This window comes from Micromonospora sp. NPDC047548 (assembly GCF_040642975.1).
GTDB lineage: Bacteria > Actinomycetota > Actinomycetes > Mycobacteriales > Micromonosporaceae > Micromonospora.
The window spans coordinates 85,955-99,690 of record NZ_JBEYTI010000014.1 but is presented as its reverse complement, the minus strand read 5'-3'; the positions used below and the strand labels follow the sequence as shown (position 1 = coordinate 99,690).

Below are 13,736 nucleotides of genomic sequence, written 5' to 3'. Positions count from 1 at the left end.
TTACTTCCTTCCCGCCTTACGAAGCACGGCGACGATGTGGTCCTGGTCGTCCTCGGTAAGTGCGTGGTGGAGCGGGAGGATCAGCGACTCGCGGGTCAGCTGTTCCGTCACCGGGAGGGGAGTCGTCGTCAGGTCGGCGTACGCCGGCTCGAGGTGCGCCGCCATGATGCCTCGGCGTGCCGACACCCCGGCGGCCGCGAGTTCGGCGAGCACGTCGTCGCGCCCCGCGCCGAACTTCGGCGTCAACAGCACCCAGAACGACTGGTAGTTGGTCTGCCCGTACGCGGGATCCCGCACCGGCACGAGACCGTCGATGCCGGACAGCAGCTGGTGGTAGCGGCCCGCCAGCTCGCGGCGCTGCGCGACCAGCCCCGCCAGCCGGCCGAGCTGGACCAGGCCCACTGCCGCCTGGATATCGGTCATCCGGTAGTTGTAGGCGGTCTCCAGATATGACTCGAGGACCGGCTGGGCACTGGCATGCCGATCTGCGGCGGAGACGTTCATGCCGTGCTCGCGGAGACGGCGCAGCCGGCTGGCCCAGTCCGGGTTGTCCGTGGTCAGCATCCCACCCTCGCCGGTCGTGATCACCTTGCGTGGGTGGAAGGACCAGGCGGCTATGGTCGCGCCCGCACCGACGGGCCGGCCGTATGCGGTGGTGCCGGCAGCGCAGGCGGCGTCCTCGACCAGGGCGACGCCCCACGCATCCGTGGCGGCGCGCAGCGCGGCCACGTCGACCGGCACCCCGCCCTGGTGCACGGCGATGACCGCCCGGGTGCGCGCCGTACGCACCGCGTCGACGGTGTCGACCGTCAGGTTGCCGGTGGCCAGGTCCACGTCGGCGAAGACCGGGGTCGCGCCAACGTAGCGGACCGCGTTGGCGGTGGCGATGAACGACAGCGACGGGACGATCACCTCGTCGCCGGGCCCGACGTCGAGCACCAGCAGCGCGAGGTGCAGGGCGGTGGTGCAGGAGCTGACGGCGACGCCATGCTCCGCGCCCACCGTCGCGGCGAACTCGCCTTCGAACCGCGCGACCCGGGGCCCCTGCGCCACCCAGCCGGACAGCACCGCGTCGGCCGCCGCCCGCGCCTCCTCCTCGCCGAGCTGCGGGATCATCACGGGAATACGACGCTCGCTCACCGTTGACCCCGCCACCACTCCACCAGCCCCTGCAGTCCTTCGGAAAGCCCGACCTCGGCCCGGAAGCCGATCCGCTCGGCGGCGGTGGAGGTGTCGGCCAACCGCCGCGTCACCCCGTTCACGGCCCGGGCGGGCCCGTGCTCCGGCGGCAGGTCGGACTTCATCACCGCGCTGAGTGCCCAGGCCAGCTCTCTCAGGCTGGTCTCGGTGCCGCTGGCCACGTTGAACACCTCGTCGGTCACATCGGCCTCGGCCGCCATGATGTTGGCACGGGCGATATCGGCCACCTGCACGAAGTCCATCGTCTGCAGGCCGTCGCCGAGAATCAGCGGCGCGATTCCGGACTCGATGCGTTCCATCCAGCGGATGAGCACCTCGGTATAGACACCGTGGGTGTCCATGCGGGGGCCGTAGACGTTGAAGTAGCGCAGCGCGACGTAGTCCAGGCCGTACATGCTGTGGAAGCTGCGCAGCATGCCTTCGTTGAACGCCTTGGCGGCGCCGTAGAAGGTGTCGTTGTTGTAGGGGTGGTGCCGCTCGGCCGTGGGGAACTCGTCGGCGAGGCCGTAGACCGACGCCGACGACGAGGCGACGACCTTCCGCACATTGGCCGCCGCGGCGGCCTCCAGCACGTTGAACGTGCCGTCGACGAGCACCTCGTTGGCCAACCGTGGTTCCTCGGCGCACTGGGTGATGCGGATCGCGGCGAGGTGGAACACCAGATCCTTGCCGCGAGTGACCTGGTGGACCAGGTCCGTGTCGCGGATGTCGCCTTCCACCAGGCGCACCGGGCCGTGCTGCACGGCCCATTGGAGGTTGTCGCGCCGGCCGCGTACGAGGTTGTCGAGGACGACGACCTGCGTCGCGCCACCGCGGACCAGTTCGTCGACGACGTGCGAACCGATCGTGCCGGCGCCGCCGGTGACGAGGCAGCGTGAGCCTTCGATCTCTACCGCGCTCACCCGTTGGGTCCCCCGTTCAACTTGATCATCTCTCCGCCCTTGGCGAGGCTCCGCGACGCGGCCTCAAGGATGCTCAGTACGCGCAGCCCGGACCGGCCGTCGGTCAGCGCCGGCGTGCCCGTTCGGATCGCCCGGCCGAACTCTTCGACCATGGTGCGCAGCGCCTCCCGCTCGGTCAGCGCCGGCGCGACCATGTCCCCGGAGCGGTACGACACCAACATGTCACGGCGCTCCTCGACGTCCAGCTCGTGCGGTGATGCCACGTCCACGCCCCGATCGAAGATCGCCAGCCGCTGGCTGGGATTGAGGTCGTCCCAGACCAGCGTTCGCTTCGACCCGCCGATGATGGTGGTGCGGATCTTCACCGGGGAGAGCCAGTTGACGTGGACGTGCGCGATCGCGCCGGTGTTGAGTCGGAGCGTGAGGTAGGCGATGCAACTGCGGCCGGCGCCGATCCCGTCGGCGCCCTGCGCGGCCACCGCCACCGGAGTGACGCCTTCCGGCAGGACGAAGTCGAGGATCGACAGGTCGTGTGGCGCGAGGTCCCAGATGACGTCGATGTCGCGCTGCACCAGGCCGAGGTTGATGCGTACGGAGTCGAGGTAGTGCAGCTCACCCAGCTCACCCGAGTGCAGCAACTCACGAATGCGCAGAACCGCCGGCGTGTAGCAGTAGGTGTGGTCGCACATCAACGTCAGGCCACGCCGGTCGGCTTCGTCGACCAGCTGCCGGCCTTCCTCGTGCGTGGCCGCCAGCGGCTTCTCCACCAGCACGTGCTTGCCCGCGCGCAGCGCGGCCAGCGTCACCGGCAGGTGGGTGCCGGCCGGCGTGGCGAGCGCGACCGCCTGGACCCGGTCGTCGGACAGCACGGCATCCAGGCTGTCGGTGGCCTCCACCGTGGAGTAGGCGCCGAGCACGCTGCGCGCCCGGTGCAGGTCGAGGTCGCACAGCCAGCGTAGGCGGAACGACGTCGAACCTTGAAAGTTGCGGACGAGATTCGGGCCCCAGTAGCCGGCGCCGATCACGGCGACACCGATCGGCTCCTCGGCCGTCGCAAGCGGTGGAATCACGGATATCCGTTTCGGCTCGGCAGGGTGCGGTCGGGACGGCGCGCTGTCGTGCTACGGGTGAGACGTGCGACGCCTGGCTGCTCGGCCCGGGGCCACCCCGAGCTGATCCGCCTCGGCAAGTTAACGGTCGCTCGACCTGAGGCCGCCAGCGCAGTGACGGATATATTGCACCGCGACCAGCGGCTCCGGGCTGTTCGGACAACCGCCGGGACCGGACGGCCACCCCTCCGCACGCCCGTCGGCTTGCCGACACCGGCGTACGGCGGCGACGGGTAGCCTGGCGCGGTTCCCCTGTGGAGAGGAAGCCGACATGGCGGACGCTGCGGACGAGGCGCGCGGGCAGAGCCGGGTAGCGGCGAGCGCCGACGTCGACCCCCGCGCGACGGTGGGCCCGGGCACGCGGATCTGGCACCTCGCGCAGGTGCGCGAGGACGCGGTGGTGGGGTCCGACTGCACCATCGGGCGGGGGGCGTACGTCGGGCCGGGCGTCCGCCTCGGCGACAACGTCAAGCTGCAGAACTATGCCCTGATATACGAGCCGGCGCGGCTGGGCGACGGGGCCTTCGTCGGCCCGGCGGCCGTCCTCACCAACGACGAGTACCCGCGGGCGGTCACCCCAGAGGGCCGGCTCAAGGGTGGCGACGACTGGACCGCCGTGGGTGTGCAGGTGGGCGAGGGGGCGGCTATCGGTGCTCGCGCGGTATGCGTCGCGCCGGTGCGCGTCGGCCGCTGGGCGCTCGTCGCCGCCGGGGCGGTGGTGACCCGGGATGTGCCGGACTTCGCCCTGGTCGTCGGCGTGCCGGCGCGGCGCGTCGGCTGGGTCGGCCGCGCCGGCGAGCCGCTCACCGCCAAGGGCGAGGGCGTCTTCGTCTGCCCCCGCACTGGCGTGGAATACCTTGAGACCGACAGTCTCCTGTCGGAACGGTGACGGCGATGCTGGGCAGAATCCGGCGGGGCGTCCGCGCCGGCATGCGGTGGGTGGCCCGCGACGAGACCGTCACCTCGGCGGGGCGTAGCGCACTCGTGCTCGCACCGCATCCCGATGACGAGACGCTCGGCTGCGGCGCCACGATCCTCCGCAAGGTCGCGGCGGGCACTCCTGTCACCGTCGCCCTGGTGACCGACGGTAGGAATTCCCACCGCAGCGCCCACCTGACGCCGGACGACCTGGCGGTCCTGCGGAAGGCCGAAATGACCGAGGCGGCAGCCAGGTTGGGTCTGGCGCCCGGCTCCGTGCGATGGGGCGGCTTCGTCGACGGCACGCTGAGCGACCGCGAGGAAGAGCTCGTCTCCTATCTGGAAGGACTGCTCCTCGAACTGCGGCCCGACGAGGTCTACACCACGTCCGCCGTCGAGCCGCACCCCGACCACTCGGCGCTGGGCCGCGCGGCACGTCGGGCGGTGTCCACCACGTACGGCGCCCCGCGCCTGCTCGAGTACCCGGTCTGGCTCTGGGGATCCTGGCCACTGCGGCGCGGCGATCGTCTCGGATCCACCTTCCAGGCGGCGAGCACCATTGCGCGTCGGCGGGTCGTCAAGGTGCGGGCGGGCGCTCACCTTGCCGGCAAGCTGCACGCGCTGCGCGCGCACTCCTCACAACTGAGCCGGCCGGTCGGGGTGCCCGCCGACGAGGAGTGGGCCAGCCTGCCGCCGCCGCTGCTCGATGCGGCAGCCGACCGCGCCGAACTCTTCCTGCCGTGGGCCGCACCCGCGCCGGCTGCTGCCGTACGCCCCGCCGTCTGCTTCCCAGACGCAGGGTGAGAGGGTGACAGCTGCTCGCGTGTCGATTGCCAATAGTGCTCATAAGTCCGCTAGAGTGGCGGCGTGAACTTGAAGGAGTGGGCGGCGGCGACAGGCGTCTCGTATGCGACCGCACGTCGGCGCTACGAGGCCGGGACGCTGCCCGTTCCTTCGTACCGGCTTGGCCGGCTCATCATGGTCGGCGAGCCGGTGACAGGCGCGACGGCAGGTTCTGGGCAAGTCGTGGTCTACGCCTGCGTTTCCTCGGCTGACCAGAGACCGGACCTGGACCGGCAGGTCGCCCGTGTCACCATGTGGGCCACCGGCCAGTGTCTGGCCGTGTCTCGGGTGGTGACCGAGGTCGGGTCGGCGCTCAACGGGCACCGTGAGAAGTTCCTCGCCCTGCTGCGCGACCCTGCCGTGTCGACCATCGTGGTTGAGCACCGCGACCGGTTCGCGCGTTTCGGCGCCGAGTACGTCGAGGCCGTTCTCGCCGCGCAGGGCCGCCGCCTGCTGGTGGTCGACCCGGCCGAGGTGGACGACGACCTGGTGGGCGACGTCACCGAGATCCTGACGTCGTTGTGCGCCCGCCTGTACGGCCGCCGCGCCGCCGCGAACCGCGCCCGCCGCGCCGTCGAGGCCGCCACAGAGGGCCCGGCGTGAAGACGATCCAGGCGTACCGGTTCGCCCTGGACCTCACCCCAGTCCAGGAGCGTGCGGTTCTCGCTCACGCCGGGGCGGCTCGTGTAGCCCACAACTGGGCGTTGGCCTGGGTGAAGGCGGTCATGGACCAGCGGGCCGCCGAGCGCACCTACGGCGTGCCGGACGACCAGCTCACCGAGTCGATCTCGTGGACCCTGGCGTCGCTGCGCAAGGCGTGGAACGTCGCCAAAGCCGACGTGGCGCCGTGGTGGCGGGAGTGCTCGAAGGAGGCGTTCAACACCGGCCTCGACGCCCTCGCCCGCGCCCTGAAGAACTGGTCGGACTCCCGCATCAGCAAACGGGCTGGTCGGCCGGTCGGGTTCCCCCGGTTCAAGTCCCGCCGCCGCACCACCGCATCGGTGCGGTTCACCACCGGCACGATCCGGGTCGAGTCCGACCGCATGCACGTGGTGCTGCCCCGGCTGGGCCGGTTGAAGCTGCACGAGTCGGCCCGCAAGCTCGCCCGCCGCCTGGACAACGGCACCGCTCGGATCATGTCCGCCACCGTGCGCCGTGACGGTGGTCGCTGGCACGTCGCGTTCTGCGTCGAAGTGCACCGCGCCGACCGTACCCCGGCCCGACCGGGCAGTGTGGTCGGCGTGGACGTCGGCATCAAGCACCTCGCGGTGCTGTCGACCGGTGAGCTGGTGGACAACCCGCGCCACCTCGTCGCCGCCCAGCAACGGATGCGGCACCTCGACCGGGCGCTGACCCGCAAGCAGGGCCCGGACCGGCGCACCGGCCGCCGCGCGTCGCACCGGTGGCAACGCGCCGCGAACCGGCTCGGCCGGGCACACGCCCGGGTGGCGAACCTGCGCCGTGATGGTCTGCACAAACTCACCACGCGGCTGACTCGCGAGCACGGCACGATCGTGGTCGAAGACCTCAACGTCACCGGGATGCTCGCCAACCGGCGTGTCGCGAAGCACATCGCTGACGCCGGATTCGCGGAGATCCGCCGCCACCTGGCGTACAAGACCGGATGGAACGGCGGCCGTCTGCTGGTGGCCGACCGCTGGTACCCGTCCTCGAAGACCTGCTCGGGTTGTGGCGCGGCGAAAGCCAAGCTGTCCCTGTCCGAGCGTGAGTATCACTGCGAGGCGTGCGGTCTGGTCATGGACCGCGACCGCAACGCCGCAGCGAATCTGGCCGCCCTGGCGGCGCAGTTCGACACCGCCGGGAGTGGCCCGGTGGCAGGACGTGGAGCCGACCGTAAGACCCGCCCCGGCGGGCTGGTGGCTGTGAAACGTCAACCCGGCACGGCACCCGCCGGTCAGACCGGGACCGTCCCACCGCAAGGCGGGACTGCTGATCATGTGCTCACTAGAGCGCACTGAAAGGTAACGGCGACCGCTCCTGGGCTGAGGCGTCAGGATCTGCGGGGCAGGTGAGTGCACGGTATCTCGACGAGCCACGGCCGGTCTCCCCGAGGCGCCACAGGCACCCGAGCCGTCGCACCCTCGCTGCAACTGGCCGCCGCCCGTTCCAGCTCGGCGCTCCAGCCCGGCCCGTCCGCGCGGCGGTTGTCCACCCGCAGGTTGACGGCCGCGACCACGGCCAGCAGCGCGGCCAGAACGTACAACGGGGCGGTAGTGGAACGCCGCATGGCGCCGACCGCCGCCCCGGCCGGGCGGGGTTGCACCAGGGCCACCAGCGCGGTCACCAGCAGCATCGCCGGCGCTACCGCGTAACGCGGGGTGGCGACGCCGGAGAGCAGGACCGGAAGCACGTAGAGCGCCGCGCTGTGCAGCGCCGCCACCAACGCCAGCGCCCACCCGGGCCGTACGACGCGGGCGTACGCGAGCAGCACCGCCGCGGCGACGACCAGCCACGCGAGTGCGGCCAGCACGAGGGACCGGGCGGTGATCTCTTGCCCCAGCCAGCGCTCGCCGATCAGCGGCGCGGGCACCGCACGCAGCAGGTACCCGGAGGCGGCGCGCAGCGGGTCGGGGGCGAGGGCGCGCGAGCTCGACCCGATGAGCAGACCGGCGAACTGGACGGCCAGGCCGACCGCGAGCGCCGCAGCGAGCAGCATGGCGTGCGGCTCGCGCCGTTCAGCGTCGGGGCGACGTAAGGCCCGCAGCAGGGCGAGCGGCAGGAACACCACGGAGAGAATGTCGCTCGCGGAGACGAGCAGGACGACCGCCGCCGCGACGAATCGGCCGGCGCGCCCGGCCGGCGCCCAGATCAGCACCCAGAACAGCGCGTAGAGGCCATACCAGTGCAGGTTGGCGATCGAGTTGAGTGTGTCGTCCTGCGCGACCGGCACGACCACGACGATCACCGAGACCAGCAGGCGGGACAACGTCGAGGCGAGGTGGGCGCCGGAGGCGGTGTACACCAGCAGCGCGACCAGGGCGGTGCACAGCGCCGCCTCCACGGCGAGGACGGCGGAGGCGGCCTCGGCCGGCACGAGCGCGGCGACGCCGGCGAGCAGCCGCGGCACCGCGTGGTAGTAGCCGGCGTACGACGTCGTGAGTGCGGACAGTGGACCCTGCCGCACCGCCTCGCTGAAGAAGACCTGCCCGTCCTCCGCCCACATCGTGTCGAGGGCACCCACGCCGGGCTGACGTAGCAGGCCGACGGCGGTGCCCAACGCAACGGCCCCGACGCCGACGGCGACCGCGCGCCAGCTGGGGCGGCGGGTCGGCCGGACGGCGAACAGCGCCTGGATCAGCGCCGGGAGCCGGGCCGAGAGCGGACGGCGGGCAGTGGCCGCCCCCGGCGCGTCGGTGGCGGCCGGACCCGTGGCGGTCAGAGCCGCCCCTCCTCGACCGCCCGCGTCACCCACGGGATCACCTCGTCGAGCATCTCGTCCAGAGTCGTCGTCGCCTCGAACCCGAGCACCTCCCGCGCCTTCGTGACGTCGGGGACGCGCTTCTGCACGTCGTACTCGAACGGGTCGTCGGAGACGTACCGGAACGGCGTCTGCGGGCCCTTGATCTTGCGCCAGATCACGTCAGCCAGCTTGAGCACCGTCGTCGACTCCGCCGTGGAGAGGTTGAAGTCCTCGTTGCGCGCCGCCTCGTGCTCCATCGCGACCACGATGCCTCGCGCCAGGTCACCGCCATAGGTGTAGTGGCGGACCTGCCCGCCGTCGCCCAGGATGTGCAGTGGGTCCTGTCCCTTGACGATCTTTTGCACCAGGTCGGGCACCACATGCGACATGGCCAACTTCACGTTGCCGGAGAGCACCTCGGCCTCGCCGAGCGCCCGGCCCTCACCCACGCCGACGCAGTTGAACGGACGCACGATGGTGTACGGCAACCGGTACTGGTCCCACGCCGCGCGGGCGTAGTACTCCACCGCCAGCTTCTGGAATCCGTACGAGGACAGTGGTGGCGGAATGCGCCGCTCGTCGCCTTCCCTGGACGGCCAGTGATCGGTGGACTCGAACACCATCGACGAGGACAGGTATGTCACCTTCCGCAGTCGGCCCTTCCGGTGCGCCCGGATCGCGGCGTCGCACGACGCGGCCATGATCCGCTCGTTCGTGGCCAACAGGTCGTACGCGTAGGCGTGGAAGTAGGAGATGCCTCCGATCATTGCCGCACCCGCGATGAACTGGTCGCAGTCGGCCAGCAGCTCGCCGAGCAGGTCGACGTCGCGGGCGTCCCCTTCCATGAAGCGGTATCGCGGGTGGGCGTCATAGGAATGCGACACCGGACCGTACTTGGAGAAGTTGTCGACCCCCACGACCTCGTGGCCGCGCGACAGCAGCTCCTCGACGACGTAGCCGCCGATGAAGCCGGCCGAACCGGTGACCAGAACTTTTGACACGATTGCTCCTAGCGGATCGGTTCGAGGGTGGGGGTGTCGATGGACGGGGTCGTCTCGTGCCGCTGCCGCCGGCCGACGAGTTGCTCCATGGTCAGCCGGCGACCGTATGCGAAGCGGTACCAGCGCAGGTAGCTGGGGAGGAACCGGCCCAGGTCGAAATGCGACTCGCCGAGCTGCCGGTCGAGCCAGATGGTGGGGATCTCGGCGACCGGGCGGCGGATCCTGCTGGCCTTGGCGGTCAGCTCCAGGCCGATCTCGAAGCCGGCGCGCGACTCGATGCCGACCGACCGGACGAATTCCGTGTCGTACGCCTTGAAGCTGTTGGTCGCGTCGCGGGTACCGACGCGCGTGAACAGGTAGAGGCTGCGCCCCGCCCAGCGGGACATCACCCGCTTGAGGCGCGGGCCGCCGACCTGCTGCCCGCCGGGCATGTACCGCGACGCGGCGGCCACCACCACTCCCCGTTCGACGAGCCGGGCCAGCTCGTCGATCTGCCGAGGGTCGTCGCATCCGTCGGCCATCGTCACCACCGTGACGGGAGCCTGGGCGGCGTCGATGCCGAAGCGGATGGCGTTGGCCGGCCCACGCCCGTACGTGTTGAGGACGGCTCGTACCCGTGAATCGCCGACGGCGATCTTCTCCGCGTACGGCACGGTGGAGTCGTCGGGCGTGTCGTGCACGAGCAGGATCTCGCTGGGCAGCAGCACGTCGCGCAGGAGCCGCTCCATGCAGGGCATGATGGCCGCGCCCTCGTTGTACACCGGGATGACGACCGACACCCGGGGCCTCACACCAGCACCGCCTGCCCCGTGACGCCCCACATGTCGATCAAGGGGCGATCGGTGTCGAGTCGGGCGTAGTCGACGTGCGGCGCGGCGATGACCAGGACGTCGGCGGCCGCCAGCACATCGGCGAGCGGGCTGAGCCGGCTGTCGACCACGTACGGGTCGGTGCACAAGACCGACCTGGCCTTCAACGTGAGGATCTTCCGGAGCTTGTACGCCAGGCTCTCGCGCGGATCGTCGCTGCCGGCCTTGAACGCCATGCCGAGCAACCCGATCGTGGTGTTCGTCAGGTCGAAGCGCTCTTCGAGCCGGGAGACCAGATAGAGCGGCAACCCCTCGTTGATGAGCATCGCGGCGTGGCCGAGCACGAAGTTGTTCTTGTTGAAGGCTGCCAGCTGCATGGTGTCCTTCAGCAGGCACGGCCCGGCGGCGAAGCCCGGCATCGGTACGTCGGCGGCCCGCGGGTAGTCGAACGTGATGGCGTGGCGGATTCGCGCGTAGTCCAAACCGAACTCGTTGGCCATCATCCAGAACTGGTTGGCGGTGGCGAACTTGATGTAGCGCCAGGTGTTGGTGAACAGCTTCGCCAGCTCGGCCTCTTCGGGCGCGAGCGGCACGATCTGGTCGGTGAGGTTGCGGAAGAACTTCTCCGCCCGCTGGCTCACGCCCGGGCTACGCGCCGCCACAATCTGTGGCAGGTCGAACAGTTCCGTCAGCGCCTTGCCCTCCGCGATGCGCTCGGGGCAGAACGCGACATCCACCTCGATGCCCTTGTCGCGCAGCAGCTTTTCGGTGAGCCCGGTGACTCCGGGATACACCGTGCTGCGCAGGATGATCAGCTGGCCGGAAACGAGGTGCTCGGCGCAGCGTTCAAGGGCCCGCGGCACGGCACCCAGGTCGGGGTTGAGGTGCTCGTCGACCGGGGTGCCCACCACCACGACCAGGTTCTCCGCCGTACCCACGCTCGCCGGATCGGTCGTCGCGCTGAGTCTGCCGGCCGCGACCACCTCGGCCAGCAGCGCCTCGGCACCCTCCTCGGCGAAGGGCATGACACCATTGTTGACTGTGGTCACGGCCGCGTTGTTGATGTCGTAGAGGGTCACCATCAGGCCGCGTGAGGCGAGTGCTATCCCCAAGGGGAGCCCGACCCTGCCGCAACCGCCGATGATGACCACGTCCCGCGAAAACTCGTTCTCGCGCACAGGCGTACCCCTCACAGTGCGTCGACCCGTGGACTGTCCGACCGCGGCGGGAGCCTGGTGCCCGGCCTAGCGACGGCCAAATGCTATTGATCCCCGCAGGGCCACAAGCCCGTCTGTCCAGAACGTGACAGGGGCCAGCGACAGGTGGCTGAGATCGGCTGCCCGAACTACCGATACCGTTCGCCGCCGATCTCCTGACGGGCCCGGGGTTCCTGCCGGACCGGGCTCGAAAAAGCCGGTTGAGTCTTACGCTCCTCCTCCGCACAAAGCCCCCGTCGAGGCGATTCGAATGCACCCCGAAGATGCCGTCGTGATCGACGACCCGGTGACTCATTGAGCCCATTCATCGGGGGTGCATGAGGACGGCGTGCACGATGGTGGTGGCGCCGCGCGGGGGAGCGGTGCCCTTGGTCAGGACCCTCTCAGGACGGACAGGCGGGTGCGGTCCTCGTGGCTGACTGTCGTCCTACGGAAGGCTTTGTCCTATCTGGAGCAGCGACACGCCCGCCTCGACTGGCCGCCCAACCATCCTTGGGCACGATCAGAAGAGTCTACTCTCCGATATCAGCCGCCAGAAGCTCAGTTCATGATTTAGTTGCCCTGGCGCGCGTGGCAGACCACTTGGTCTGGCAGGACTGACCAGTCATGATCAAATTAGCAGTGCGGCTCTGGCGACCAGCGGATCAGCCACGGCTTCGCCAGAAGGGGTAACGGATGCGTGATCAGTTGAGATCCGTCATTGTGCTGGGCGTCGCCGGCCTCGTCGCGGTCGCCGGAACAGCGCTTGCCAACGCGACACTCGCCAGCATTCGCGGTGGCGATCCCCTGCTCGATCGCCCCGAAACATATTCACTGTGGAGTGGTTCGGCGGCCCCGACAACCGTGACCGACCCGGACCGGCGAAGCGTGGAGTTGGGCGTCAAGTTCAAATCCGACCAAGACGGCACCGTGCTGGGTGTGCGGTTCTACAAGTCGGCGACCAACACCGGGGTGCACACCGGCAGCCTCTGGACCATGACCGGCACCAGGTTGGCCACCGCCGAGTTCACGAATGAGACGGCCTCCGGATGGCAGTACGTGGCCCTCTCCAAGCCGGTAGGCATCAAGGCCAACGTCCTGTACGTCGTGTCGTACCACACGGACGTGGGGCACTACTCGGCCGACGACAACTACTTCCGCGCTGGCCGCGACCGTGGCCCGTTGCACGCCCCCGCCGACGGTGTCGCCGGCACGAACGGCGTGTACGCCTACGGCGCCGGCGGATTCCCGAACCAGGGTGACCGGGCCACCAACTACTGGGTCGACGTGGTCTTCACCTCCCGTACGACCACTCACCCCGGTTCTCCGACCCCGCAGCCCACGGCCACGTCGGCATCCCCGACCGCGACCGCTACTCGCCCCCCGACGGCCAGGCCGACCCCGAGCCCCACTCGCAGCGCCACATCGTCCCCGCCGGCTCCCGACGGCTCCGGCTGCCCAGCCTTCCCCGCCTTCCCGGACGCGAGCTGCACCGGTTGGCAGCACACCGGCGTGAAATTGCACACGGAAAACTGTCCTGCCCGGATGACGCGGCCGAACACGACGTACGACAGCTGCCTCTTCACGGACGGCGTCAGCATCGCGGCCGACAACGTCACGATCAAACGATCCCGCGTCGAAGGGCGGATCGACCCGGCAGCCACCGACGGGAACCTACGCGGTCTCACCCTGGTGGATGTGGAGGTCGACGGCGGGCGCGAGCCGGACTTCAACCAGTCGGCGATCGGCAACAGCAACTACAGTTGCACCCGGTGCGATATCCACAGCACCGGGCGCGGCGTGAACATGGGCAGCAACGTCACGATCAGAGATTCCTACATCCACGACTTCGTCTACAGCGAGGGCGCGCACCAGACGGCCGTCGGCGCCCATGGTGGAGACAACTACACGATCGTGCACAACAATTTGCAGTGCAACAGCAACAACTACGGCTGTTCCGCCGCGCTGTCGTTCTACGGCGACGACTCGCAGATCAACGGCGCGCTCGTGCAGAACAATCTGTTCAACACCGACGGCGGCTACTGCACGTACGCCGGTTCGCTCAACGGGAAGCCGTACCCGCACGGGATCAACATCCGTTACCTCGACAACCGCTTCGGAAAGAAGTTCAACCCCAGATGCGGCGGCTACGGTCCCGTCGCTTCGTACGAGCAGAACCCCGGGAATGTCTGGCGGGGGAACGCATGGCAGGACGGATCGGGGGTCGTCACATCCTGACGCGTCGGCGACGACAGGGTGATGTGGCACCCACGACGACCGGCCGCGCCGGAACGAGCGGTGACGGGCACCCCCACGCGGGGGTGCCCGTCGAAATCG

12 protein-coding genes are annotated in these 13,736 nt (G+C 69.8%); 5 read left to right on the top strand and 7 right to left on the bottom strand.

Annotated features, from left to right (window positions below):
• The 3 genes from ABZ807_RS17080 to ABZ807_RS17070 are packed head-to-tail and all read right to left on the bottom strand — an operon-like array spanning position 1 to position 3,172.
• A complete protein-coding gene (locus ABZ807_RS17080; RefSeq protein WP_357158150.1) occupies positions 1 to 1,140 on the bottom strand; it encodes a DegT/DnrJ/EryC1/StrS family aminotransferase in 1,140 nt (379 codons plus the stop codon).
• Complete coding sequence (locus tag ABZ807_RS17075; RefSeq protein ID WP_357158147.1) at positions 1,137 to 2,102, bottom strand: NAD-dependent epimerase/dehydratase family protein; 966 nt, start codon at positions 2,100 to 2,102, stop codon at positions 1,137 to 1,139. Before ABZ807_RS17075 ends, ABZ807_RS17080 begins: the two co-directional genes overlap by 4 nt.
• Positions 2,099 to 3,172 (bottom strand): Gfo/Idh/MocA family oxidoreductase, encoded by a 1,074-nt coding sequence (locus tag ABZ807_RS17070; RefSeq protein WP_357158143.1) that lies wholly within the window; start codon positions 3,170 to 3,172, stop codon positions 2,099 to 2,101. Before ABZ807_RS17070 ends, ABZ807_RS17075 begins: the two co-directional genes overlap by 4 nt.
• A 310-nt stretch (positions 3,173 to 3,482) precedes the next feature.
• Here ABZ807_RS17070 and ABZ807_RS17065 point away from each other — a divergent pair, with 310 nt between their 5' ends.
• The 4 genes from ABZ807_RS17065 (at position 3,483) to tnpB (ending at position 6,951) form a co-directional block, all read left to right on the top strand.
• A complete protein-coding gene (locus ABZ807_RS17065; protein ID WP_357158140.1) occupies positions 3,483 to 4,100 on the top strand; it encodes an acyltransferase in 618 nt (205 codons plus the stop codon).
• A gap of 5 nt (positions 4,101 to 4,105) precedes the next feature.
• Positions 4,106 to 4,933 carry a PIG-L deacetylase family protein gene (locus ABZ807_RS17060; RefSeq protein ID WP_357158137.1) on the top strand — a complete coding sequence of 276 codons (828 nt, stop codon included), beginning with the start codon at positions 4,106 to 4,108 and terminating at the stop codon, positions 4,931 to 4,933.
• A 63-nt stretch (positions 4,934 to 4,996) separates the two neighbouring features.
• On the top strand, positions 4,997 to 5,575 hold the full coding sequence (locus tag ABZ807_RS17055; RefSeq protein ID WP_357158133.1) for an IS607 family transposase: 579 nt from the start codon (positions 4,997 to 4,999) through the stop codon (positions 5,573 to 5,575).
• Positions 5,572 to 6,951, top strand: coding sequence for an IS607 family element RNA-guided endonuclease TnpB (gene tnpB, locus ABZ807_RS17050; protein WP_357158130.1), 1,380 nt, complete (start codon positions 5,572 to 5,574; stop codon positions 6,949 to 6,951). The genes ABZ807_RS17055 and tnpB overlap by 4 nt, the downstream gene beginning before the upstream one ends.
• A 32-nt stretch (positions 6,952 to 6,983) precedes the next feature.
• Here the strand turns inward: tnpB and ABZ807_RS17045 are convergent, their stop codons facing one another.
• Genes ABZ807_RS17045 through ABZ807_RS17030 form a run of 4 tightly spaced genes read right to left on the bottom strand, consistent with a single transcriptional unit; the run spans position 6,984 to position 11,381 of the window.
• On the bottom strand, positions 6,984 to 8,405 hold the full coding sequence (locus ABZ807_RS17045) for a hypothetical protein (RefSeq protein ID WP_357158127.1): 1,422 nt from the start codon (positions 8,403 to 8,405) through the stop codon (positions 6,984 to 6,986).
• Positions 8,369 to 9,394: an NAD-dependent epimerase/dehydratase family protein gene (locus ABZ807_RS17040; RefSeq protein WP_357158124.1), complete on the bottom strand. Its 1,026-nt coding sequence runs from the start codon at positions 9,392 to 9,394 to the stop codon at positions 8,369 to 8,371. The genes ABZ807_RS17045 and ABZ807_RS17040 overlap by 37 nt, the downstream gene beginning before the upstream one ends.
• 8 nt (positions 9,395 to 9,402) lie before the next feature.
• Complete coding sequence (locus ABZ807_RS17035; protein ID WP_357158121.1) at positions 9,403 to 10,173, bottom strand: glycosyltransferase family 2 protein; 771 nt, start codon at positions 10,171 to 10,173, stop codon at positions 9,403 to 9,405.
• Positions 10,174 to 10,181: 8 nt separating this feature from the next.
• Positions 10,182 to 11,381 carry a nucleotide sugar dehydrogenase gene (locus ABZ807_RS17030; protein WP_357158118.1) on the bottom strand — a complete coding sequence of 400 codons (1,200 nt, stop codon included), beginning with the start codon at positions 11,379 to 11,381 and terminating at the stop codon, positions 10,182 to 10,184.
• 714 nt (positions 11,382 to 12,095) lie between these two features.
• On the opposite strand from ABZ807_RS17030, the gene ABZ807_RS17025 reads away from it, so the two are divergent.
• Positions 12,096 to 13,637: a DUF4082 domain-containing protein gene (locus ABZ807_RS17025; protein WP_357158115.1), complete on the top strand. Its 1,542-nt coding sequence runs from the start codon at positions 12,096 to 12,098 to the stop codon at positions 13,635 to 13,637.
• Positions 13,638 to 13,736 lie beyond the last annotated feature (99 nt).